The organism is Cupriavidus sp. 30B13 (assembly GCF_049059565.2).
Taxonomy (GTDB): Bacteria; Pseudomonadota; Gammaproteobacteria; order Burkholderiales; family Burkholderiaceae; genus Cupriavidus.
In genome coordinates this window covers 382,474-406,925 of sequence record NZ_CP188224.1, presented here as the reverse complement: position 1 = coordinate 406,925, position 24,452 = coordinate 382,474, and the positions used below count along the sequence as shown (strand labels likewise).

At 71.1% G+C, this 24,452-nt stretch carries 17 protein-coding genes; 6 read left to right on the top strand and 11 right to left on the bottom strand.

All coding sequences use genetic code 11. The features are described from left to right. Nucleotides 1-148 precede the first annotated feature (148 nt). From ACKI2N_RS21155 to ACKI2N_RS21145, 3 genes are all read left to right on the top strand, one after another. Nucleotides 149-853 carry a YceH family protein gene (locus ACKI2N_RS21155; RefSeq protein ID WP_420994794.1) on the top strand — a complete coding sequence of 235 codons (705 nt, stop codon included), beginning with the start codon at nt 149-151 and terminating at the stop codon, nt 851-853. A gap of 340 nt (nt 854-1,193) precedes the next feature. Beyond that, entirely contained in the window at nt 1,194-1,427 is a 234-nt protein-coding gene (locus ACKI2N_RS21150) for a CDP-diacylglycerol pyrophosphatase (RefSeq protein ID WP_420994795.1), read from the top strand. Between the two features lie 106 nt (nt 1,428-1,533). Continuing rightward, nucleotides 1,534-1,896, top strand: a complete 363-nt coding sequence (locus tag ACKI2N_RS21145; protein WP_420994796.1) for a translation initiation factor Sui1 — start codon at nt 1,534-1,536, stop codon at nt 1,894-1,896. Between the two features lie 13 nt (nt 1,897-1,909). Here ACKI2N_RS21145 and ACKI2N_RS21140 read toward each other — a convergent pair whose 3' ends face one another. Beyond that, nucleotides 1,910-2,086, bottom strand: a complete 177-nt coding sequence (locus ACKI2N_RS21140) for a hypothetical protein (RefSeq protein WP_420994797.1) — start codon at nt 2,084-2,086, stop codon at nt 1,910-1,912. A 177-nt stretch (nt 2,087-2,263) separates the two neighbouring features. On the opposite strand from ACKI2N_RS21140, the gene ACKI2N_RS21135 reads away from it, so the two are divergent. Together ACKI2N_RS21135 and ACKI2N_RS21130 are read left to right on the top strand one after the other, a co-directional pair. Beyond that, the gene (locus tag ACKI2N_RS21135) at nt 2,264-3,796 is read left to right on the top strand and encodes an amidase (RefSeq protein WP_426990928.1); all 1,533 of its coding nucleotides are present in this window, start codon (nt 2,264-2,266) and stop codon (nt 3,794-3,796) included. A gap of 98 nt (nt 3,797-3,894) precedes the next feature. Next, complete coding sequence (locus ACKI2N_RS21130; protein ID WP_420994799.1) at nt 3,895-4,095, top strand: hypothetical protein; 201 nt, start codon at nt 3,895-3,897, stop codon at nt 4,093-4,095. Nucleotides 4,096-4,117: 22 nt separating this feature from the next. Here ACKI2N_RS21130 and ACKI2N_RS21125 read toward each other — a convergent pair whose 3' ends face one another. From ACKI2N_RS21125 to ACKI2N_RS21080, 10 genes are all read right to left on the bottom strand, one after another. Then, nucleotides 4,118-6,520, bottom strand: coding sequence for a CHASE2 domain-containing protein (locus ACKI2N_RS21125; RefSeq protein WP_420994801.1), 2,403 nt, complete (start codon nt 6,518-6,520; stop codon nt 4,118-4,120). After that, on the bottom strand, nt 6,510-8,210 hold the full coding sequence (locus tag ACKI2N_RS21120; protein ID WP_420994802.1) for a FecR domain-containing protein: 1,701 nt from the start codon (nt 8,208-8,210) through the stop codon (nt 6,510-6,512). Before ACKI2N_RS21120 ends, ACKI2N_RS21125 begins: the two co-directional genes overlap by 11 nt. A 112-nt stretch (nt 8,211-8,322) precedes the next feature. Next, entirely contained in the window at nt 8,323-9,033 is a 711-nt protein-coding gene (locus tag ACKI2N_RS21115) for a response regulator transcription factor (protein WP_420994803.1), read from the bottom strand. A gap of 201 nt (nt 9,034-9,234) precedes the next feature. Further along, the gene (pelG, locus tag ACKI2N_RS21110) at nt 9,235-10,605 is read right to left on the bottom strand and encodes an exopolysaccharide Pel transporter PelG (protein WP_420994805.1); all 1,371 of its coding nucleotides are present in this window, start codon (nt 10,603-10,605) and stop codon (nt 9,235-9,237) included. Between the two features lies 1 nt (nt 10,606). Beyond that, nucleotides 10,607-12,208, bottom strand: a complete 1,602-nt coding sequence (gene pelF / locus ACKI2N_RS21105) for a GT4 family glycosyltransferase PelF (RefSeq protein ID WP_420994806.1) — start codon at nt 12,206-12,208, stop codon at nt 10,607-10,609. Continuing rightward, nucleotides 12,205-13,191: a tetratricopeptide repeat protein gene (locus ACKI2N_RS21100; protein WP_420994807.1), complete on the bottom strand. Its 987-nt coding sequence runs from the start codon at nt 13,189-13,191 to the stop codon at nt 12,205-12,207. The genes pelF and ACKI2N_RS21100 overlap by 4 nt, the downstream gene beginning before the upstream one ends. Further along, nucleotides 13,184-14,632 (bottom strand): PelD GGDEF domain-containing protein, encoded by a 1,449-nt coding sequence (locus ACKI2N_RS21095; protein ID WP_420994808.1) that lies wholly within the window; start codon nt 14,630-14,632, stop codon nt 13,184-13,186. The genes ACKI2N_RS21100 and ACKI2N_RS21095 overlap by 8 nt, the downstream gene beginning before the upstream one ends. Nucleotides 14,633-14,645: 13 nt before the next feature. Further along, nucleotides 14,646-15,203: a penicillin-binding protein activator LpoB gene (locus ACKI2N_RS21090; protein ID WP_420994809.1), complete on the bottom strand. Its 558-nt coding sequence runs from the start codon at nt 15,201-15,203 to the stop codon at nt 14,646-14,648. 67 nt (nt 15,204-15,270) lie between these two features. Beyond that, nucleotides 15,271-19,431 carry a tetratricopeptide repeat protein gene (locus ACKI2N_RS21085; protein WP_420994811.1) on the bottom strand — a complete coding sequence of 1,387 codons (4,161 nt, stop codon included), beginning with the start codon at nt 19,429-19,431 and terminating at the stop codon, nt 15,271-15,273. Then, nucleotides 19,394-22,243: a bifunctional glycoside hydrolase 114/ polysaccharide deacetylase family protein gene (locus ACKI2N_RS21080; protein ID WP_420994813.1), complete on the bottom strand. Its 2,850-nt coding sequence runs from the start codon at nt 22,241-22,243 to the stop codon at nt 19,394-19,396. The genes ACKI2N_RS21085 and ACKI2N_RS21080 overlap by 38 nt, the downstream gene beginning before the upstream one ends. A gap of 967 nt (nt 22,244-23,210) precedes the next feature. Here ACKI2N_RS21080 and ACKI2N_RS21075 point away from each other — a divergent pair. Beyond that, nucleotides 23,211-24,437, top strand: coding sequence for a diguanylate cyclase (locus tag ACKI2N_RS21075; RefSeq protein WP_420994815.1), 1,227 nt, complete (start codon nt 23,211-23,213; stop codon nt 24,435-24,437). Nucleotides 24,438-24,452 lie beyond the last annotated feature (15 nt).

Here is a 24,452-nt window from a genome sequence, read left to right as displayed (position 1 = left end):
GCGTCCTTCCTCCTTCGTTTCGCCGCATGGCCAGGTTTGGCGGAAAGACGTGTCCGGGCGGCTATCATATGGCTCGCAAAAACATCGCCTCCGGCCGCGCACGCTTGCGCCACGCGGCCCGGAGCCGCCTCACCGAGCGACGCCACCCATGGACATCACCCCCGCCACCGACCTGCCCGCGCGCCCCGCCATCCGCGCCCTCACCCAGCTCGAGGGACGCGTGCTGGCCGTGCTGCTGGAAAAGCAGCACACCGTGCCCGACACCTATCCGCTCTCTCTCAACGCCCTCACCGCCGGCTGCAACCAGAAGACCGCGCGCGCACCGGTGATGAACGCCAGCGAAGACGAAGTGCTCACCGCCATCGATGGCCTCAAGCGCCTGAGCCTGGTGATGGAAGGCAGCAGCAGCCGCGTGCCGCGCTTCGAGCAGAACATGAAGCGCGTGCTGGGCATCCCCAGCCAGTCCGCAGCGCTGCTCGCCACGCTGCTGCTGCGCGGCCCGCAGACCGCGGCCGAGCTGCGCCTGAACAGCGCGCGCCTGCACGCCTTCGCCGACATCTCCTCGGTCGAGGTCTTCCTCGACGAACTCGCCGCCGCCGAGCCGCCGCGCGTGGTCAGGCTGCCGCGCGCGCCCGGCGGGCGCGAGCACCGCTGGATGCACCTGCTGTGCGGCGAGGTCAGCGTGGACGACGCGCCCGCGCAAGGCGGCAGCGAGGAAGCCATCCCGCCCTCCGAGTTCGAAGCGATGAAAGCCGCGCAGCGGGAACTGGAAGAAAAGGTCGTGCGCCTGCAGGCCATGCTCGAGCAGATGGCCGGCGAACTCGGCATCAAGCTCGACACCAGCGGACTTTGAAACCGGACCGTTCGGGGCCCGCCAGCAATGTATCGGTCATGTCCTCGGCCACCTCGGCCACCTGTTTCCCCTGTCCGCGCCGCGCGACCATGTCGATACATTTGGCCGTTATCGCTGAGGATTGCCCGCCGAAGGCCGCGACAGAGCCCGATGAGGTGCACAAAACGCCTGTCGCAGGGTGCTGCATGCAGCGCGCGTGCAACACACGCGCAATCCGGCCGGCAGACGAAGTAGACTAGAAGCCGCTGCATGCCGCGAGCGTTTCACTGTCACGATACTGTCTCGCGGGGCCGGACATAATCTAGCAAGCAGAAACCCAGAAACGTGGAGGATCCCGACGATGCGCGTGACGATTCGCACCATTACGATTCCGGGAGGCAAGGGCCGCGCGGCCCTGCACAAGGCAGTCGTATACATGACCACGGAGCAGGAAGCGGCACCGCTGATGACCAGCGAATGGACCCAGCGCGAGCCGGAAGCATTCATGGCCGCCCAGACCTGGGCCAGGCGCAACACCTATATCGTGTCGAACCCCCGCACCGGCACGTTCTACGGCAGCCCCGCCGGCCGCTAGCCGGCCCGCCCGCAGCGCCCGGTGCCCGGCACGCTTGCCGGCGGCGCCCGCCTGACGTACGCTGCCCTCCCCCGGGGCATGCCGCCCCGCCACCAGGAACGCCGTCATGCCAGGGCCCAAATCCGCCAGCTCGCTGGTCTATTCCACTGAACACGGCCGTATGTGCCCCGGTTGCGGCAACCCGGCCGCGGCATGCGCCTGCGGCAAGGCGCAACCCGCCGCCCAGGGCGACGGCATCGTGCGGGTATCGCGTGAAACCAAGGGCCGCAAGGGCAAGGGCGTGACGCTGGTGCGCGGCGTGGCGCTGGCGCCGCTGGCGCTGGCCCAGCTCGGCAAGGAGCTCAAGGCGGCCTGCGGATCGGGCGGCACCGTCAAGGACGGCGTGATCGAGATCCAGGGCGATCACTGCGACACCGTGGCCGAGAAGCTCCGCCAGCGCGGCATGACCGTCAAGCGCGCGGGCGGCTGAGCCCGCCGCGGAACTACCTGGTGCGCTGCTGGTAGCGGATGGTGCCGTCCGGGCGGCGCTGCGGCACCACCGGATTGCGCGAATTGCACACGGGACAACGGAACAGCAGGCCCTGGCCTTCATCCTTGATCGTCACATCCGCCTCTTCCCAGCGCGTGCGGCACGATTGGTTCTGGCAAGTAAAAGACATCTTCATTCTCCGAGATAGGCGCGGATCGTAGCATGGCCGCGCGCCTCGCCGCGGCGGCATACTATCGGCTGCGCCGGTGCGGCAGTCCGGCGCCCATACGACAAGCGAATCCCACCAGCGGACCCGCCACCAGGCCGGGACGGGCCAGCCACACACCGAGGCATGAGGAAAGAGACAATGCAATCCCCCGCAGCTCCTGCAACTCCCGCAACTCCTGCAACTCCTGCAACTCCCGCAGGCAACGCCGGCGGCATCGACCCCATCGTGGCCCTGCCGGCCCGGGCGCTCTCGCAAGAAATCCACGCGCGCCGGCTCTCCAGCCGCGAAGTCATGACCGCCTACCTGGACCATATCGCACGGGTGAACCCTGCGGTCAACGCCATCGTGGCGCTGCGCGAGCGCGACGAACTGCTCAAGGAAGCCGATGCCTGCGACGCCGCGCTCGCGCAGGGCCGCCCGGCCGGCTGGCTGCACGGCATGCCGCAGGCGCCCAAGGACCTCGCTGCCACGCGCGGCATCCGCACCACGCTGGGCTCGCCCATCTTCCGCGACAACGTGCCCGCGGCGGACGCCATCGTGGTGGGCCGCGCGCGCGCGGCCGGCGCGGTGCTGATCGGCAAGACCAACACGCCCGAGTTCGGCCTCGGCTCGCACACCTTCAACCCGGTCTACGGCGCCACCCGCAACCCCTACGACACCAGCCGCAGCGCCGGCGGCAGCAGTGGCGGCGCCGCGGCCGCGCTGGCCACGCGCATGCTGCCGGTGGCCGACGGCAGCGACTTCGGCGGCTCGCTGCGCAACCCCGCCGGCTTCTGCAACGTCTACGGCATGCGCCCCTCGGCCGGGCGCGTGCCCTATGGCCCCGGCCCCGAACTGTTCCTGCCGCAGCTCGGCTGCGAAGGGCCGATGGCGCGCACCGTGGCCGACCTGGCCCTGCTGCTCGCCACCCAGTCCGGCGCCGATCCGCGCGCGCCGCAAGCCCTGCCCGGCGACCCGGAACTGGCGGCGCTCACGCCTGCCAGCGTGGAAGCCGCGCTGGCCGCCGACCTGAAAGGCAAGCGTGTCGCCTGGCTCGGCGACTGGAACGGCTACCTGCCGATGGAAGCCGGCATCCTGGCGCTGTGCGAAGACGCGCTCAAGGCCTTCCCCGCGTTCGGCGTGGACGTGGAGGCCATCACCCCGCCGTTCTCGCCCGAGCGCCTGTGGCAGATCTGGCTGACGCACCGCCACTTCCTGGTGGGCCACAACCTGCTGCCCCACTACCGGAACCCCACCCGGCGCGCGCTGCTCAAGCCCGAGGCGATCTGGGAAATTGAAGGCGCGCTCAAGCTCAGCGCCACCGACCTCCACGCCGCCAGCGTGGAGCGCAGCGCCTGGTACCAGGCGCTGCTGGGCGTGTTCGCCCGCTTCGACTACATCGCCGTGCCGACGGCACAAGTGTTCCCGTTCGACGTCAATGAGACCTGGCCGAAGCAGATTGCCGGGCGCGCCATGGACACCTACCACCGCTGGATGGAAGTGGTCTGCCCCTGGACGCTGTCGGGCTGCCCGGTGATCAGCCTGCCGGTGGGATTCGGCGCACAGGGGCTGCCGATGGGCATGCAGCTGATCGGCAGGCCGCGCGGCGACCTTGCCGTGCTGCGGCTGGCGCGAGCCTACGAGCAGGAGCGGGACTGGGTGGGCCAGCATCCGCCGCGCGCGCTGCTGTGACGACGTAGCGCAGGGGCGATTGGCCGGTCCTTGCATTTGTTGACATTGCCCGCGCGCGGCGCGCCTAGAATCCTGCGCTATTCACCACAGGCACGCCGATGCAATCCGACCGAACCAAACTGCTTGGCTATATCGCGCTATGCATGGTGGCGTTCGCGCTGCTCACCGTGCTGTGCGTCACCTTGCAGGACGACAACGAACAGCGCGCCGCGCGCAAGATCAAGCAGATGGACAGCCGCGCCGCCGCGCAGGCGGCGCCGGGCCAGGAGCCGCGCGACGGCGCGCGCGCTTCGCGCTGAACGCAGCCGCGCGTGCTCCCGCTCAGCACGGCAGCACGATCGTAAACGTCGCGCCGGCACCCGCCGCGCTGGCCAGGCGGACTTCCCCGCCATGCCGCTCCACCACCGTCTTCACGAACACCAGCCCCAGGCCGCTGCCGGCGGGTGCGTTGCGCTCGTTGTCGCGCAGGCGCGCGAACGGCTGGAACAGGCGGCCCTGATCCTCCGCCGCGATGCCCGGGCCCTGGTCGGCCACGTCGATGGCCACGCCGTGCGGCACGCGGTACAAGCGTACCGTGACGGTGCTCTGCGGCGGGCTGAACTTGATGGCGTTGCTCACCAGGTTGGCGATCGCGCGCACCAGCAGCACCGGTTCGGCGGTGATCATCGGCTGCTCTTCCCCCATCTCCAGGCGCAGGTCGATGCGTGCGGCGCTGGCCAGCGCCCATAGCTCGTCGGTGGCGTCGAGCACCACGCCGGCGAGGTCGACCTCGATGAAGTGCAGGTGTGGCGCTTCGGCGCGGGCCAGGCGGATGAAGTCGTCGGCCAGCTCCAGCGTGCGGCTGGCGTAGTCGCCGATGCGGGCCAGCAGCGCGGCCTGCGGCAGCGCGCGGCCTTCTTCGCGCTGCAGTTCGATCAGGGCGAGGATGGAGGCTTGCGGGGAGCGCATGTCGTGCGAGATGAAGCGCAGCGATTCCTCGCGGCGCCGCTCGGCCATGCGTACCTGGGTGATGTCGATCACGCTGATGATGAGGCCGGCCACGCCGCCGGTGTCGCTGCGCAGCGGCGCGCCGCGCAGCAGCATGGGGCGCTGGTCGCGCCCTTCCAGCTCGACGCCGGGCGGCGCCTGCGCGCTGTCGCCGCCGGCATGGGCGCTGCGCAGTTGTTCCCAGTATTCGTGGCCCGCCTTCGGCTGGACGAACACCTCGTCGACCAGCGCGCCGATGCGCGGGCGCGGCGCCGTGGCGTCGGCCAGCGTCGCCAGCGTGCGCGGCGCCAGCAGCAGGCTGCGGCGATTGGCCAGCAGCACGCGGCCGGCCGGGTCGCAGATCACGGTGGCTTCGGGCAGGCCTTCCAGCCCGTCGGCAAGGAACTGGCGCAGATCGCGCAGGCGCGTGGTCATGCGGTACACCGCCCGCATGCGGGTGTCGAGGTTGCGCCCGCGCCCGGGCTCGCCTTCGTCGGCGGGCATCGCCAGCAGGCCGGGTTCGGCTTCGAGCTGCGCCAGTTCGTCGGTAAGGAATTGCAGCGCCGCTTCCTGCCGGCGCCAGCTCCACAGCGGGTACAGCAGGCCGCACCCCAGCACGGCGCTGACCGGCGCGAACCACAGGTGGCCCAGCACCACCAGCAGCAGGCTTGCGCCCAGCGTGCCGGCCAGCAGCGCCACCGTCACCACCAGCGCGTTGCGCGGCGTGAGCGCCAGCGCGGCCAGCGCCGCCAGCAGCACCGGCAGCAGCGTGCCGAGCCAGAACCACGGCGCCGGCAGCGCCACGATGGCGCTGTCGCGCTCGAGCGCCTGCATGGCGTTGGCGATGATCTCCACGCCGCTCATGCCATGGCCGTCGCGCGAGACGGGCGTGGGATAGACGTCGCCCAGCCCGCTGGCGGTGGCGCCGATCAGCACCGCCTTGCCGCGGAAGACGTCAGGCGGCAATTTGCCGCCGAGCACGTCGAGCACCGGTATCTGGCGGAAGGTGCCGGGCGGGCCGGCGAACGGAATACGCAGGCGGTAGCGGTGCATCCAGCCGTCGGCGTCGGGCGCGCTGTCCCGGTGGTCGTGCCGGTAGCCGGACACCGGCCGCGGCGGGCGGCCGAAGGCGACCATCGCGGCCGAGAAATGGTCGAGCAACTGCCCCGGCAGCCCCTCCTGCAGGAATACCTGGCGCGCGATGCCGTCGAGGTCCACCGCGATATTGATGTGGCCCACCGCGCTGCCGAGGCCGGTCAGCGGATAGCGCACCAGCAGGCCGTCGCGCCCGGGCTCGGCCAGCGCGGGCAGCACCACGTTGCCGGCGCGCGCCATCGCCTGCGCCAGCGCGCGGTCGTCCTCGGGATGCTGCAGGTCCGGCTCGGAGAGGATCACGTCGACGCCGATCACGCGCGGCCCGCCCGCGGCGATGTGGTCGATCAGGCTGGCCAGCACGCGGCGGCGCCACGGCCAGCGGCCGATGGCGGTGATGCCGGGATCGTCGATGGCGACGATGACGATGCCGTCGGCGGGCGCGTGGCGCTGGGCCGCCACGGCGAGGTCGTAGACCGCCTTGTCGGCGCGCTCGCTCCAGCCCAGCAGCGCGCAGGCCGCCACCAGCGACAGCACCGCCGCGCTCAGCAGCGCCCACTCGACCAGCGTGCGGCGCTGGTAGCCCGCCAGCAGGCGCACCGGCAGGCGGGCCAGCGCGCGGGCGCGCGCCGCCGTCCGGGCAATCCGGGCCGGCTCAGTTGGCACGGTTGAGCAGGCGCCCGCCGGCGGTCACCGGCTGGCCTTGCGCGTCGCGCACGTACTGCATCACTTCGATGCGCTGGGGCACGGAGTAATGCGGCGCGGCGCTGACGGCATTCTCGCGGCCCACCCGCACGAAATAGGTGCCGCTGGCCGGGCGCGGCAGGCGCGCTTCGTTGGTGCCGCTGCGCACGTCGGCCACGATCCGCGTGAAGGCGGAGTCCGATGCCATCTGCAGGCGGTAGGCCTGCGCCCCGCCGGCCTCGCCGGCCGCGGTGATGGGCCAGGCGATGTGCAGCGTGTCGCCGCCGTCATCGTCCAGGCTCGGCTGCGGCGGCGACGGCTCCTGCGTGAATGCCACCGCTTCGCTCCACGGGCCCGGCTGGCCGGCGGCGTCGACGGAGCGCACGCGCCACCACCAGCGGCCCGGCGCCAGCGGCACGCTGGCCGAAGGCGTATCCACGCGCGCGCTGACGGCGGCCTGCCGGAAGTCCGCGTCGGCGGCCACCTCGTATTCATATTGCGCGGCGCCGGTGACTTCGGCCCAGCTGAGCGCGGCTTCGTCGCCGTAAGCGGTGCCGTCGCGCTCGGGCGCGAGCGTAAACGGCGCGGCCGGGTTGAGCCGCACCACCAGCGGCACGACCGTGCCGGCCCCGCCGAGCTGGCGCGCGTCCAGCGCGCTCACGCCGAGGTACAGCGTGCCTTCCGGCAGGTCCTGCAGCGCGGCCTCGGCGCCGCTCACGGTCTGCGACGACAGCAGCTCGGTCTGCGCGGCATCGCGCGAGACCACCACGCGATACGCGGCGGCCTTGTCCACCGGCGTCCAGCCGACGGTGGCGCGGCTGGCCAGCAGCGGCGACGGCAGCGGCGCCAGCGCCGGCGCGGGCAGCAGCGCGACCGGCCGCGCCAGCACGCCGGCGGCCGAGACGCTGACGCCGTAGCCGGCCGCCACCGCGGCCTGCTGGCCGCGCCGCGAGCGGGCCTGCACGCGGCCTTCGAGCACCGCGCCCTGGCTGGCGCCGGCGTCGGTGCCCACGCGGAAGTGCGTGCCGCGCACGCCGGTCACCAGCGACGGCGTGCGGATCTCGTAGCGCCCCACGCCGGTGCCGCGCGGCGCCACACGGGAATCCACCTCGCCGCGGCCGATGCCGATCACGGTGTCGGTCAGGCCGGTGCGCGCGAAGGCGCGCAGGCGCCGGACTTCCACCGTGCTCGCGGGCGGCACCGTCACGCGCGAGCCGTCGCCCAGCTCGATGGTGACGGTGGCACCGGCATCCGTTTCCAGGCGCGCGCCTTCGGCCAGCGTCATGCCGGCCTGCAGCGCGCGGCCGTCGGCGCGGGCCGCGCCGGTGACGAACGTCACGCGCGCGCTGCCCGGCACGAGCGGGATGCGCGCGAGCGGAATGCGCAGGCGCATGCCGGGCGGCAGGTGGTAGGGGTCCGCCACCTTGTTCAGCGCCTGCAGCTCGCGCCAGCCGCCGGGGCTGTCCATGAACTGCCCAGCCAGGCCGATGAGCGTGTCGCCGGGGCGCACCAGGTAGATGAAGTCCGCGCCGTCGGCGCCCGCGGCCTGCGCCGCCGCGCCGGCCGGCCAGCCGGCGCCGAGCATGCCGATCAGCCCGGCCGCGCCGATGGTGCCGAGCGCCATGCGCAAGCGCGCGGGCCGCCCGGCGTTGCCCTGTATTTGGTCCTGCATACCCTTCTTTCCCGTACCGCCCGTGTTGCCCGCCCTGCCCGTGCCGCGCGTTCTGCTTGCCCTGACTGGTATGCCTGTTATGCCTGTTGCCATGTCGAACCGCTTCATAAACTCAGTCTTCCTGCTTGTCGCCGTCTGCCGTGGCCTCGAAGCGATAGCCGTGCGAATACACGGAGGTCAGGCGCACGCCGTTCTCGGGCCGCAGCGCCAGCTTGATGCGCAGGCGCGAGATGTGCGTGTCGAGCGTGCGCGAGCCCGCGCCGATGGCGCGGCCCCATACGGCCTGCTCCACCACCTCGCGCGAGAGCAGCCGGCCGAGGTTGCGGAACAGAAACAGCGCGAGGTCGAACTCGCGCGGCGAAACGTCGGCGCGCACGCCGCCCACCTCCACCGTGCGTGCGCCCGGGTCGACCCGGTAATTGCCCGTGAGGATCACCTCGCTGCCCTGCTGCGCCTGCGGATACGTGCGGCGCAGCAGCGCCCCCACGCGCGCCACCAGCTCGGCGCGGCGCACCGGCTTGACCATGTAGTCGTCGGCCCCCGCACCGAGCCCGGCGACGATGTCTTCTTCCTGCGAGCGGCTGGTCAGGAACAGGATGGGCGGGTTGCGCCCGGAATTCTGGCGCACCCAGGTGACCACCTCGAAGCCGCTGGTGTCGGGCAGTTGCCAGTCCACCACCAGCAGGTCGAACGCCTTGTCGCGCAGCGCGCGCAGGAAGCTGCCGCCGCTGTGGAAGCATTCGCACTCGTGGCCCGCCGAAACCAGGATCTGCTGGATCAGCTCGGACTGGCTCTTGTCGTCTTCGACCGAAGCTATTCTCATACTTACCTCTTCATCGCGCCGCGCGCGGCCGGCGCCGCGGCCACGCATGGCCACGCACGGGCGCCGGCAAACGCAAAACGGGCGCCTGGCGCGGCGCCCGAAAGCACGGCGGGCCGGGGCGGGCCGTGCACGTGCGGGAATGGTACCGAATCGGGCGGCGCCGCGCCAAGGCCGGCGCGGGCGGCAACCCCTGCCCCCGTCCTATTGCAGCATGTAGGTTTCGTACTCGAGCCGGTCCAGCTTGCGGTCGAGCAGGTAGATCGCCAGCGCCACCACCACCAGCAGCGACACCGCGAAGCCATAGCCATACCAGGCCGGGCCGAGCTGCAGCGTGAACGAGGTCAGCGCCACGTTGAGAATCACGAACAAACCCGACAGCAGCAGCACCTCGCGGCGGCGGTCCAGGTAGAAATAGATGTTCAGCACGCCGAGCAGCACCACCTGAAGGCTCGCGCCGATCACGTCCACGTACAGCAGCGGCAGGTACAGCTCCGAGATGCCCAGCAGCGCCAGGATGTAGCGCCCCACCACGAACAGCAGCAGCGAGGCGATGGCCTGCACCTTGACGATCTCGTACAGCCCCAGGCGGATGGTCTGCACCATCGTGTTGCGCATGTCCTCGATATGCTCGAGCGAGCTGCCGCCGCGCACGGCGTTGTAGAACGCGTCGTAGTACTCGACGAAATCCGTCTCGATGCGCACCAGGAACACGGCCATGCCGGGAATGATCGCCAGGTAGGCCAGGAACACCGGGATGTCGTAGATGATCGACGCGTGCAGCGGCCCGATCACCTGCTGCCCCGTGGACGGCGCGTACCAGAACATGAACTTGTCGAGCCAGATGCCGAGGTTGTACAGCAGGCCGATGAGCATCAGGCTCGGGTAGATGTTGCGGCGCTGGAACACCTCGAACGACATGAAGCGCTGGCTGGTGTAGTTGCGGTAGATCAGCACCACCATCGCCGTGAGCAGGCTCAGCTGGCCCGCCACGAAGCCGGACAGCAGGCCCTCCAGGCCAAAGCCGCGCAACGCCAGCGCCGCGGCCACCGTGAGCGTGTAGCCGAGCAGGAAGGTCCATACGATGGCCTTGTACTGCTTCATGCCCGACAGGAAGATCACCGCGATCCAGATATTGCTCATGACCACGAAGCCCGCGACCATCAGCAGCCGGTACAGCACCGACTGCGCCTGGAAGGCGAACAGCGCGAAGCCGATGCCGATGGCGCCGGACAGCACCGTCACCAGCAGCGCCACCGCGTGGAAGTTCGACAGCACCAGGTGGTCCTGCTTCTCGAACAGGCGGTCCGAGGTGAAGCGCGTGAAGGCCAGCTGCATCGGCCCGGTGAGTATCAGGCTGACCGCGATCAGGTAGGTCACCGAGACCTGGAACTGCGTCACCAGGCTGCCCGGCACCACGAACGGCAGGCTCAGCACGCCGATCAGCAGGATGCCGACGATCGACAGCACCCACGGGCCGGAACTGATGATGCCGGCATAGGCGTAGGCGCCGAGCATGCCCGACAGGCTGTCCCGGCGCAGCATCTTGCGCAGTTCGAAACCGATCCCCGCCATCTCAGCGACCTCCCTTCATGGGGCAGCCCGCGGCCTGGGCGGACTTCGCCGGCGAGGCGCCCGCCTGCGGCTGCGCGCCGGGCCGCGCCATCAGGCGCGTGTACAGCTCGCGGTAGCTGTCCACCATCATCTCCTGCGTGTAGTAGCGCTCCACTCGGCGGATGCCGGCCTGCTGCGCGGCATGCCAGGCTTCGGGCGAGCCCAGCAGGCCGATGGCCTTCTGCGCCAGCGCGGCCGGGTCGGCGATGCGCACCACGTCGCCCGCGGCGCCCAGCGCGGCGTCCTCGCCGGGCAGGCCGAAGATGAGCTGGCGGCACGAGCCCACGTCGGTGGTCACGCACGGCACGCCGGCGGCGAAGCCTTCGAGCACCACCAGCGGCAGCGCCTCGGAGATCGAGCTCAGCACCAGCACGCCCACCTTGGGCAGCAGGTCGTCGATGCGCTGGAAGCCGAGGAACTTGACGCGCTCGCCCAGCCCCAGGCTCTCGGCCAGGCTGCGGCATTCGCGCGCGTATTCGGGATCCTCGTCCTCGGGGCCGGCGATCCAGCCTTCGGCGTCCGGGTACTGGCGCACCACCGTCAGCATGGCGCGGATGAAGGTCTTGATGTCCTTGATCGGCACCACCCGCCCGATCAGGCACAGCACCGGCGGCACGCCCGGCGCGCGCCTGGCGCGCAGCGCGGACAGGCGCGGCAGGTTGATGCCGTTGGGAATGTTGCAGGTGCGCTCGTCCGCGGCGCCGTCGGTGACCTGGCGCAGGCGGTTGCCTTCGTAGAGCGCCACGATGGTGTCGCCGGCGTCATAGCACACGCGGCCCAGCGTTTCGAAGAAGCGCACCCACAGCTCGCGGAAATAGCTGATCTGCGAGATGTCGCGCTCGAACACGTTGCGGTTGTCGCGGATCCACTGGCTCTGGAACAGGTCGATCTTGCGTTCCTTGGTGTAGATGCCGTGCTCGGACACCAGCAGCGGGCGCCCGGTCTGGTAGTGCAGCATGGCGCCGAGGAAGCCGGCATAACCGGTCGACACGGTGTGGTAGACCTTGGCCGGCGGCAGGTTCCCGGCGATGCGCGCAAGCTGCCACAGCGGCTTGTGCATGATGCGCACGGTCCAGAAGTAATCCGTGAACGACGGGTCCGTGCAGTACTGGCGGTACTGGTCGGTGATGGTCTGCCATGCGTGGCGGCTGTACAGGAAAGCATCCTCGGAGAGGCTGCCGCCGTCGTCGAGCTCGGGCATCAGCTCGCGGATCAGCTCGCCGGCCTCGGCCTCGCGCCCGGGCTGGCGCAGCACCTCGTGCAGGCGCGCCGAGGCGGCGAAGGTGATGGCGTCGCCCTCGCTGCCCTGCACCAGCGGCGGCGGCGCGAAGTCGTAGAGGAAATGGGTCTCCAGGTGCACGACGTTGTCGGGCAGCGCGTAGACCATGCCGCCGTAGTCTTCGCGGCGGCTGCCGATGAAGACGATGCCGAAGCGGATCTCGGGGAAGGCGCGGATCATCTGGTTGACCCAGCTCGACACCCCGCCGCTCACATAGGGAAAGGTGCCTTCGAGCAGCAGGCAGACGTCGGCCGAGTCGGCGCGGGGCAGAGGGGTATCGCTCATGATTGCCAGTAACGCAGCATGGGCCGCACCAGGGGCAGCGGCGATGGACTGTCGAACGACAGCAGGATGGCGCGCACGGCGGCGTAGTCGCGCTCCAGGTACGCGGCTTCGGCCAGCAGCGGCAGCGTGCGCTCGCGCGCGAAGCCGAGCCGCTCGGCGCGCTCCAGCCACTCGCGCGCCTGCGCGGGCTCGTTGCGGGTCAGCGCCAGGCGGCCGCGCATGTACCACAGGCCGGCCTGGCTGGCGTCCACCTGCAGCGCCGCGCGCGCATGGTGCTCGACCTGGTCGGCGGTGTAGCGGTAGACGTCGCCCTGCACCAGGTTCTGGTAGATCAGCTCCCAGTACAGGTCGGCCACGCGCTTGTGGATCTCGGCGCGCTCGGCGTCGTCGCGGGCTTCGTCCAGGCGCGGCAGCTCGGCCAGGATGCGCTGCGTGAGCTGCTTCTCGGCGCCGTCGAGCATGCCGTAGGCCAGCAGGCGCACGTCGTCGGCGCTGTCGGCCAGCAGGTCGCGCAGCACCGGGCTGGAGGTGCGCGCCGGCATCGACTGCATCGCCACCAGCGCGGTCATGCGCTCGGGCAGCGGCGCGCGCGTGTTGCCGAGCTGGGCGCGCAGGCGCGCGCCGCCGCCGTGCGTGACGCGCGAGATCAGGTGGGTGACGAACACCGGCAGGTCGACCGTGCCGATGCCGGTCTCGCCGTGGCGGGCCGGGAACAGGCGCGCGATCAGCAGGCTGCCCAGGCAGACGATGGAGCCCGCCAGCGGCACCAGGAAGCAGAACGCGAACAGGTAGCCGTAGGTCCACGCGAACGGCACGCGGAAGCGCCGCGGCAGCAGGCGCCACAGCACCATCGCGATCATCGCGGCGGACAGCGCCTGCGCCCCCAGGAAGGCAAGCAGCATCACGTTGCTGTCGCCGGCGCGCGCCAGCAGCGCCAGGGCGGCGATCTGCGCGGCGAGGCCGCCGATGCCGAGCTTAAACACGGCCAGCCTCGCCCAGCGCGACCGGCACCGGTACCGGCGCCGGCTGCACGTCCACGTGGCAGCGGTGCAGCAGCCGCTCGAGCGGCTCCACCGGCGCGCTGGCGGGCACCGCCAGCGTATGCACGCCGATGCGCGCGGCCTCGAAGTCGGTGCCGAACTGGGCGCGCAGCATGTCTTCGATGCGCACCAGGTAGGCCGAGGCCGCCTCGCTGCCGGACAGCGGCATCAGCGTGAGCAGCGCGCGCTGGTGCGTGCTGGTCAGCGGCCATGCCACGTCGAGCGCGCGGCGGCTGCGGATGACCTGCTCGAACAGCGCGTCGCGCGATTCGTCGAGATCGAACACCAGCGCCACGATCGTGCTTTCGATGCCGCTGTCGCGGCGCAGGCGCGACAGCCGCGCGTAGTCGAGCGCGAAGTCGTACGGCACGCCCGGAATCCCCGCTTCGATGGCGCGCGTGGAGGCGGCATGCTCGATGCCGTCGGCGTAGTAGCCCATCAGCACCATGAGCAGTTGCAGGTTCTCATAGTTGAGCGACAGGAACGGCATGCGCTCGACCACCAGCAGGCCGACCAGCTTGTCGGCGCCGGACAGCACCGGCGCGACCGCCAGGTAGCGCGTCTGCGGGTGGTCCGGCGACTGGCCCGCCAGGCCGCCGGCCCGCAGGTGCGCGAGCTGGCGCGTTTCCAGGCAATGGCGCACCAGCACGTCGCCGGCGTCGAACTCGAAGTCCGCGCCGATCTGCGCCGATGCCGCGCCGGCGACCGTGCCGCCATGCACCGCGTAGAGCGCGGCCGCCTCGAGCTGGCAGGCCTGCGCCACCACCTGCAGCATCGGGCGCGCGCCGACCAGCTGGCCGCTGGCGGCGCTGCTGTCTTCCAGCGACACCGCGCGCATCTGCGAGAGCGTGTCGCGCAGCGTGGTGGGCTTGGCCAGCAGGTCGTTCTCCAGCCGCGCGTGGGACACGCGCAGCAGGTAGTGGTTCTTGGTAAGCGCGGCCAGGCGCTCTTCCAGGTAGCGGTTGACCGCGCGCGCGCGCGCCAGCCGCGTGCCCCACACGTCGCCGAACTGGCCGGCCACCAGCACCGTCAGCAGGCCGCCGAGGAAAAACAGGCGCGGGAACCCGCCCGGCTGCGCGCCGATCTCGTGGAAGAAGAACCAGCCGCCGAGCATCATCAGCACGCTGCCCACGCCGATCAGCGTGCCATAGCGCAGCGCCAGGATCAGCGGCAGCAGCCAGGCCCAGGGAAAACCCAGCCCGAGCAGCAGCGGGTTGTCGGGCAGGACCAGGTAGCCCAGCCCCATCGCCACGATCATGGTCGCCACCAGCTCGACCAGCGATACCGGTCCGCTCGTGGCGGGCGCGATCAGCCGCAGATAGCGGCCGCCTGCGCCAATGCCCTGTCCTTCCCGTATCTTGTCGGCTGTATTGGCCACGATCACACCCTCCCCCGGCTCAACCCTGGCGCAGCGGCGCCAGCAGGCGGCGCAGCAGCTTCTGCGCCGTGCCCGACAGCGACTCGCGGCTCCAGCCGCTGTCGCTGCCGGTGGCGGACCACACCACTTCGCCGGTGCTCACGTCCAGCAACTGCAGCGAGATGCCCACCGCCGGCTCGCCGTCCACGCCGACCTTGTAGCGCCATTCCTGCACCGCGCCGGTCAGCGCGTAGCGCAGCTTCTGCGTGCGCGCCCATTCCAGCGCCTTGCCCACCGATTCGCGCTCGGCCGGCTCGAACAGCGTTTCCGGGTTCAGGTTGGCCGGATAGCGGCGCACGTTGGCGATGCCGCCGGTCTTGAGCAGGCTCTCGGCGATGGCCTCGGCGCGCAGGCCGGCCTGCGGCGTCTCGGTGTAGTTGACGATCGGCAGCACCGCCAGCGCTTCGCCGGCGGGCAGCGCGGGCGCGCGGCCCACGTCGGTCACCGCGCAGCCTGCCAGCCACAGGGCCGCGCCCAGCGCGCCGCACCAGCCCAGCAGCCGTGCCGCGCGACGCGGCTTCTTGCTCGTTGTTTCCATGATGCTTCTCCCCTTCTCGATTGAATCCGATTTCATGCGATGGACCGGCACACCGTGCCTGCCCGGATCAAAAAAGCCATTTGTAACGCACCCCCACTTCGGTCAGCGGCGTACCGCCGTTGCGCGCGGCGGTTTCGTGCTGCAGATACATGGACAGGTGATCGTTGCCGAAGACCGTGCCCGCGATGCCCAGTTGCGCGCGGAAGTTCTGCCCCGCGCGGGTGTCGTGCAGCAGGCCGAGCTCGGCGAACGGCCGCCATTTGTGCGTATAGTCGTCGAGCAGTTCGGTGCCGAAGCCGACCGTCACGCCGGCCTGCGTGAAGCCTTCCGGCATGTAGAACGCCGGGGTGGCCTCGTCGTCGGCGGGGACCAGCGTGGCCAGCTTGCCGCTGAGCGTGCCGCCGCGCGTGTTGTAGCGCGCGTGGGTGCCGACCAGGCGCACCGTGTAGTCCGGGTACGCGGTGCGGATGCGGTAGCCGAGCTCGAAGTCGTACACCATGCCGTTGCCCAGCGACGAGCCGTCCTGGCCGCGGAAGCGGTTGTACTCGACGCGCGCGCCGGCGAACTCGCGCAGGCTGAAGTTCCAGGTGGCGCCCAGGCCGAGCACATCCTTGGCGCCGCCCACGCGCAGCGCCGCGGAATCGTCGGCGTTCTGGTTGAGGCCGGCCACGGTGGTGATGCTCAGGCGGCTGTCCTCGCGCCACTCGCCGGTGAAGCGCGCGGTGGTCATGCTGTCGAGGCCGTCGCGCCGCCCCACCGCGAGACGCCAGCGCTTGTGCTGGTCGCGGTAGCCCAGCGACAGCTCGCCGCGCTGGTCCGAACCCGGCACGCCGGTCAGTTGGGTCTGGTCGGTGCTGTGCTGGCTGCGCCAGACACCGCGCAGGTTGAGGTCGTAGCCGTCCCACAGGCGCACGCCGCCGGACAGGCTGTAGTCGAAGTAGCTCAGCGGGCTCTGGCGCTGGTAGGTCACGCGCGGCTCGATGGCCTGCGCGTTGAACAGCAGCGTGTCCTGCACGGTTTCCTGCAGGCTGTCGTCGGTGCGCGCGATGTCCTGGGTCTCGAAGGCCTGGGTCTGCGCCGCGCCGAGGCGGCCGAGCTGCACGTTGGCCTCGATCTGGTTGTCCACCGGGATGCGGCCGGCCTGGCGCTCCAGCACGCGGTCGAGCGCGTTCAGGTCGCCGCTGGCCAGCGCCAGCGTGACCTCGGCATAGGCCGGGCGCAGCAGCTGGCGGGCGTACTGGCGGGCCAGCCAGGCGCGCGCGAGCGCGTTGGATTCGTTCGACAAGGCCCACGCCAGCGCCACTTCCTTGGCGGCGGCGGACACCACCGCCTGCTGGCGCGCCTCGCGCTGCGCCATGTCCCCGGGCAGCTTGAGCTCGAGCGGCGGCAGGCCCGGAATCTCGCCCAGGCGCGACCTGGGCGCGGCCGGGCCGGTCCAGTCGGCGGCGCGGGTGCCGGCCATCACGGTGCGGTCTGCGCGCAGCATCTCCATCACCAGGCGCCGCGAGACGTCGCCCGAGGCGAAGATCTGGCCCAGCGCCACGGTCTGGCGCTGCAGCTCGGCCGGGGCCGGGCCGCCCTGCGCGTCTTCCTCCTCGGAGGCCGGGCCCAGCGCGCGCGGGTCGGAGGCGCGACGCCCGCCCGGGCTCTTGTCGCTGTGCAGGTCGACCCAGGCCTGGCGGCGCAGGCGCCAGCCGACGTCGGTCTGGCCGATGGCGTCGTAGGCGTCGGCGGTCAGGCCCAGCCAGAGCGGGTCGGCATTCTTGCCGCTGGCCATCTTGCGCAGGTAATGCAGCGCGCCGCGGCCGTCCTGGAAGCGCATGCTGCCGGCGGCGAACGCGCCCCACAGGTCGGGGTTGCCTTCGGCCTCGCCCTTCAGGCGCAGCATCATGGCGCGCACTTCGGTGTCCGAGCCGAGGTCCACCAGCGACCACATCAGCGCGGCCAGCGTTTCGCTGCCGGCGTCGGGCAGGCCGGCGGCGCGGCGCAGGTCGGCCAGCGCCTGGTCGCGCTCGCCGCGCGCGCGCAGGTACTCGGCGCGCATGGCGAGGAAGCGGCTGGCCTGCTCGGCCTGCCGCAACTGCGCGGGCGTCATGGCCTGCAACAGGCTGGCGATGCGGCCGTAGGCGCGGGCGCGGGTGTAGTAATTGATGGCGAGCTCGAGCGACTCGATCTTGCCGCTCTTGCGCCAGCCCGCTTCGGCGATGCGCCCGGCGTCGATGGGCGAGCTGTCGTAGAAGTCGATCAGGTTGGAGAAGTCCGATTCCTCGGTGTCGCGCACTTCGGCCAGGCAGTCGTTGCGCCCGGCGCCCGGCGGCATCTTCAGGCAGTGGTCGTCGTGCGTCTCGGCCATGGCCAGCATCAGTTGCCGGTAGCCTTGCTCGAGCAGGTCGTCGCGCTGGTTCAGGCGCGCCAGCTCGGTCAGCGTGCGCCAGAACTCGATGTCGGTCGGGCGCGCGGCGCGCATGGACGGCACCATGGCCCGCAGCGCCTCGCGCAGCGCGCCGCGCACATAGAGCAGGTTGGCCTGCTTGAGCGCGTATTGCGGGCGCGGGCCGAAGCGGTCCTGCAGCGCCGTGTACAGCTCGAAGGCGCGCGCGTCCTTGCCGGCGCGCTCGGCCAGCTCGGCCTCGCGCTCCATGACCTGGCGCGCGTTGGGGCCGTGGCTGAGGCTCTGCAGGAACGCCATGGCGTCCTCGGGCTCGCCGAGCCGCTCGTAGGTGGCGACCACCTCGTCCACGGTGGCGAGGTCGCCGGTGCCGGCGCGATGGCGCAGCGCGGCCAGGTAGGCGCGGTCGTCGTTCAGGGCCGGCGCCAGGCGCAGCACCGCCTTCCACGCGGCCTCGTCGTTGCTGGCCTGCGCATATTCGAGCCAGCTCTTGAGCGCCACCGTGGGCTGGCGGTTCCATTCCGCGACCTGGGCCAGGCGCTCGCGCCAGCGCGCGGAGCCCGGCAGGCGCCTGACCGCGGTCTCGGCGACGCGCTGGGCGTCGTTCAGCTTGCCGGCGGACAGGAAGACCTGGAAGGCGAGTTCGTAGTCGTCCGCGTTGAAGGCGCGGTCGCCCGCGGCGGGATCGGCGGCGGGCGTGGCGGCGGCGGGCGCCGGGGCAGCCGATGGAGCCGACGGGGCCGATGCAGCCGGCGTGTCGGCCACGCGGCGCAGGCGCGGCATGCCCGCCTCGCCCATGGCGCGGCGCAGGGCCAGCCCGCGCGGGCCGTCGAGGAACACCACGCCCTGCGCGGCCCAGGGCTGCATCGCGGCGACGCGCCGCGCCTCGGCGCGCTGCGCGGCGGCGGACGGCGGCATGCCTTGCACGCTGGGCGGCTGGCGCAGCAGGCGCTCGACATAGCGCGCGGCCAGCTCGGGCCGGTTGGCGGCCAGCGCCAGCCGGGTCAGGTAGCGCAGGACTTCCGCGTTGTCGAGCAGCTTGCCGCCGCGCTGCTCGGCCTGGGCCAGCGCCTGGTCCAGCAGGTTGCCGGACTGCAGCGTCTTCAGGCCGGCCAGGAACAGCCGGCGCTGCTCGGCCGGGTCGGTGGCGCGCGCCTGGGCGGTAAACAGCGCCTCGGCGGCCTGCTGGTAGTCGCCGCCGGCCAGCGCGGCCGAGGCGGCCTGCGCATTCCACAGCTCGGCGCGGGCCGGATCGCTCTTGGCCAGCGCCCGGTAGAACGCCTGCGCCGGCTTGAGCGCGTTCACCGCGCGCGCGGTGGTGGCCAGGTCTTCGAGGTCGCCGCGCGACCACTGCATCTGCGCGGCCTGGTCCAGCAGGCCGGCGAGCCGTTCCACGTACTGCTGGCGCTCCGGCGTGTCCGGCAACGCGGCGAAGGCGCGCTGCTGCATGATCTCGATGCGGGTGCGCAGGACCTGGCCGGGCAGGTCGGCATCGGCAGGATTGCGCACCGGGCCCCGACGCGCGGCGTCGTAGCGCGCCTCGAGGCGGCCGAGCATGCTTTCGGCCTCGTCCAGGCGGCCGGTGCGCGCGTACTGCTCGGCCAGCACCGCCATGAAGCCGCTGTCGTCGGGCGTGGCGCGCCACCAGGCTTCCAGGTAGGCCATGCTCAGCCCGTCGACCGCGCGGGCCTCGCCCAGCAGGCGCTCGCGCAAGGTCTCGCGCGGGAACATCAGCGCCAGGCCGATCCCCACCATGGCGGTGAAGGTCAGCACGAACGCGGGCGGCAGCAGCCGCTCGCGCTCAGGCCGCGCAGGTGATTTCGACACTTTGCTTGGCATTGTTCGGATCGGAAACTGGAGTGGTATCGATACGCAGCGTGCCGCGCTCGCGCACGCCCTGGACCGCCTTGCCGTCGATGGCGACCCGGCAGCGGTCCGCGCCTGCGAGGCGGAAGAAGGGCTTGGTGTAGCCGCTGAAGTCAAAACGGATGTGCTCGGCGTTGCGCTGCCAGCCGCGCACGAAGCCGTTGGCCTCGACGATCTGCGGCACCGCCGGCGCCTGGGCCGCGCCGTCGCGCATCACGATGCGCGAGTCGCCGTCGGCCAGGTGCACGTAGACCCCGCCGCCGGGCGCCGGCGAGGTGCCGGTCACGTTCAGCGAGCTGCCCACGTCGGGCACGCCGGCGCCGGTCCAGCGCACGTTGCGCAGGTTGCCGTTGCCGCGCACGATCCAGGCGGCGGGCTGCTTGCCGTCGCCGTTGCCGACCTCGCGCGCCACCGCCATGCCTTGCCAGTCGATCACCTTGCGCACGTAGTCGCTGGAATGCACCGGCATCAGCGGCTGGCTCAGCACGTAGTCGTAGACCTTGCGCAGCGCCTTGAGGGAGGCGGCCTTGGTGCCGGAATAGTTGTGGTAGTAGATGTTGACCGACTTGAAGCGGTACGGCCGGTCGGTCAGCTCGTAGGTCTCGATCACGCGCTCGAAGCCGTAGAACGGGCCGTGCCACAGGTTGGTGTAGATGTTCTCGTTCTGGTTGGGCGCGAACACCTGGAAGGTGTGGTCGCCCTTGTTCACGCCGAGCGGCGAGATCGCGGTCCAGGTCGGGTTGCTGCGCGTGATCAGCGTGTCGCCGCCGTTCATGTTGAGCACGCCGGCCTGGTCGGTCAGCTTGATGGCCTCGGGCGGGGCCTGGCAGTCGCCCGACCACAGCAGCATGCTGACCGGCTTGTTGGCCGGGGCGAGCGTGCGGTTGATGTAGTCGATCGAGCCGCCGATCTCGCGCCGCAGGTCCATCTGGTAGCCGGGAATCGCCAGGTGGTAATCGTCGTCGCCTTCGGTGGGGTTCTCGGCGTGCGTGCCGTTGGGCACGGTGCGGCCCCAGTCGAACGGGTGCGAGAAGGTGTGGCTGGCCACCTCCACGTAAGGCTGCGCGAAAACCTTGCGCGCGATCGGCTCGAGTTGCGCGGTCAGGTTGGGGTACATGCCGTCGCTGGACACCTCGCCCTGGATGATGGACATCGTCATCGGCAGGCGGTAGCGGTCCCAGATCTCGCGGAACAGCACCTCGCCGGAGAAGCCGCCGCCGGGAATCTCGGCGCGCGAGGCAAAGCCGTCGCCGTCGACGTGGATGGTGAGCAGGCGGCGCCCGTTCTCGGTGGTGACGTCCGGCACCGGCATGGCGGGCAGGCGCAGCGCGGCGCGCAGGAAATCCAGCGGCTGCACCACCCAGCGGTCCTGGTCGTTGGCGCTCTGGCGCACGGCGTAGGGGCCGAGCACGTAGCCGCCCCACGGCGTGATGGCCGCGGCGTCGTAGGTCAGCGTGCCCGAGCGCAGGCGCAGCAGCGAGCGGAAGCCCGGGCCGTCGCCGACCTGCACGGGGGCGGCCTGGGCGCGGTCCGGCGCCACCGGCATCTCGAAGCCCATCATGGGGTCCTTCGACACGATCTCCGCGCTCTTGCCGACCTTGCCCTTGACCGGCTCGAGCTGCAGCGACGCCGCCAGCGAGCCGCCGATGCGCGCGCCGAAATCGTTCAGGAACGCCACCGGGATGCCCTGGTCGATATTGCGCTGGATCCAGTTGAAGAAGCGGCCCGGCTGGTCGCGCACGTTGCCGCCCATCCACACCACCACGCCGGCGTAGCGGTCCGGCCCGATCTCCGGCAGCGGCTGGCTGGCCTCGGCGAAATCCACGCGGTAGCCGAGGTAGTTCAGCGGCATGGAGACGAAGCGCACGCCGGCGGAATCGTCGATCGACACGCCGGCCTCGCGGTCCTGCACCACCAGCACGCGGCGCGGCATGACCTCGATGCTGCCGATGCCGACCGTCTGCAGGCCGGGATCGGCCACGTAGGGAATGATGTCCAGCGCGCGGATGCGCGCCGCGGTGTCGCGCGCGCACTTGCGGTCGGCGGGCGGACAGTAGTCGATGGAGATCACCGGCAGGCGGTACTGCTCGCGGATGGTGCGGGCCTGGCCGAGCAGCCAGTCGCGGTCGGCGCCGCTGACCTCGGTGTAGCGCTTGTTGCCCTGGTCCCAGCCGCGGTACAGCGATTCGAACGCCACCGCGTAGGCGAGCTGGCTGACCTGCGGCAGGATCTCGAAGCCGCGGTTGAAGATCAGCCGGGCATCCGGATAGCGTGCCTTGATGGCGCGGATCACGGCGACCATGCCGGCCTCCTGCCGCGCGCGCTCGGCGTCGGTCTTGGCCACCAGCTGGTAGGAGTCGAGCGTATCGAGGAAGAAGCCGCGGTAGCCGCGCTCCCACAGCGGCGCGATGACCTTGTCGACGTAGAACGCGGGCCAGCCCGGCGCGGCCTGGTCCACCACGCGGGCGCCCCAGGCGTCGTTGTTGCCGGTCAGCCAGGCCTTGGGCATGTCCTTGAGGTAGGGGCGCGACGGCTCGACCTCGCCCACGCTGACGTAGGCAAACCAGGCGGTCCCGGGCGTGGCGGCGCGGCGCGGATCGAAGCCGCTGTCGGGCTCGACCACCGCGATGTCGAATGCCTGCAAGGCATCCACCGGCGGCTTGCTGCCGTAGTGGAAGGCGATGTTGGGAGCGCGCGCGCCGTCGAATGCGGACACCTGCGCCTGTGCCGGGCTGACCCAGGCGGCAAGCAGCGCCAGCAACGCGCCGAGCCAGGCCCTCGTCATCGTCGTATCCCGGCTGCCTCCTCGCAAGACCGGCACGCGGCGCAAGACGCCGTCCAATCGCAACAATTTCACCTGTTGGCCCCTATTTTTTTCTGGCTTTTCTTATGCCCGTCCCGGCAACGCTCGCTTCGTCTGCCTTGAGGCACCGCTGGCGGTGCCGGAGCGGCGATGCGTCCCGGTATGACTGCTTCCGTCTACTGCGCCGCGCTGCCCGGCATCGGCCGGTCAGTCCCCCGCGGTCAAACCAAAGTGCAGATTCAAGCACTATGGCCGCAAATTCTGAGGCATGCGGATGGTCATGCCTATAAGCATTTCGGACTAGGGATTACGCACGATAGGCGAATGTAGTCCGTTGTCACAGTTGGCGGCGCTTCCGTTTTCAAGCGGAAAACCGCGGCGCGCAAAACTACCGTGCGCGAGTGCGATACGTTGATAAACCAAGGCGCGCAGGCCATGTCGCCTGTCTCTGGCGCCTGTCTCCCGGCACCGGCATGTCGCTTGCCGGACGGCTTCCGGGCCGCGATCGAAGGGCTATGCCAGTCCGAATATTTTCTGCATTTTTGTTGTTTTCGGCACCGACAACCATAGCACAGTGCTGTAGCGCCAAACGTGCGGATGGACGATAAACGACACATCAAACGCAGTCCGCAAGCCGGAGGCAACCGCCGGCGTCAGCGGGCGGCGCGACGAAGCGAATGTTAAGTCGTCCGTTTCAAACCCAATGTCAACAATTGTCATACTTCGTGACGACCGGTTTTTTACGGACCGACGCTGTGTAGAATTTTCCCAAACAAGAAAACGACTTCATGGCGGCCACATCGCCCCGGACCACGCTCCGGCCGCGCGCCGCACTCGGGAATGTCCCAGACCAGGTCACGGTGCAGACCAGCCGTGCGCGGACACGCACGGCTACCTTCGAAGGCAAACTCCGGCGCATCGGCGATGCGCCGCATCCGATGGGAATCTCATGCTGTCAGATGAGAGCGCCGCCATGATGGCGCTGCTGGTCCTGTTTACTGCCGTGCAGTGCATCCTGGCGGCACTGATGCTGGCCCTGCGCCGCAGCGCCGCGGGGCGGGCCTGGGTGGTGGGCCTGGCGCTGGCGTGCGCCGCCGGCCTGCTGGTGGCCAACGGGCGCGGCGCCCCCGCCTGGCTCCTGCTGGTGGCGCCGGCACTCGGACTGGCCGCCCAGTTGCTGATCCACCGCGGCATCGTGCTGACCGGCGGCAGCCACGCGGCCGCGCCGGGCGCCGGCGCCGCGGGCGCGGCCGCCATGCTGGCCGTGCTCGGCGCCGCCGCGCTGGGCGAAGGCAGCCGCCCGGCGGAAGCGGCCGGCTACGCCGCCGCCGTGGCCGCCGCCTTCACGCTGGCCTGGCTGCTGCCGCGGCCGCAGGCGCCGGGCCCGCGCGCGCGCCCGCTGGTGCTGGCCGCCTGCGCCCTGCAATTGCTGGCGCAATGCTGCGGCCTCTACGCGGTGTGGGGCGTGAGCGGCGCCGTGGCCGCCCGGCATGCCGAGGCGCTGCTGCTGCTGCGCCTGCTGCCGTCGTTCGTGGCGATCCTCGCGGGGCTGGCCGCCTTCACCCTGATGACCATGGACGCCATGCTCGCCGCGCAGGAAAGGCGGGCCCGGCTCGACGCCCTCACCGGCCTGCTCAACCGCGGCGCCATCGACAGCGCGGCCCGGGTGCTGGCGGCCGAGTACGCCCGCCATGGCCACCCGATGAGCTGCCTGGTGATCGATATCGACCGTTTCAAGCGCATCAACGACAGCGGCGGGCACCGCGCCGGCGACCTCGTGCTGCGGCAAATCGCCGCGGTGGTGGAGCGCACCCACCGCGCCACCGACCTGGCCGGGCGCTATGGCGGCGAGGAGTTCTGCGTGCTGTGCCCGCATACCGGCGAGGCCGATGCCGTGCTGCTGGCCAACCGCATCCTGCACGGCATCCGCGCCATCGCGCTGCCGCCGGAGATGGGCGGCTTCGCCAGCGCCAGCATCGGCATTGCCGAGATCCGCGATGGCGCGGGCGGCGGCGCGGCGGCCTGGGACCGCCTGTTCGGCAGCGCCGACCGCGCCTTGTACGAGGCCAAGCGGCGCGGGCGCGGGCGCGTGGTGAGTGCGTCCTCGCTGGAGGTCCGGGCGCCGGCGCCCAGGCCCGCGCCGCGCGTGCCGGCGCGCGCCGAGGCATGCCATTGAGCAGGGTCATGTGAA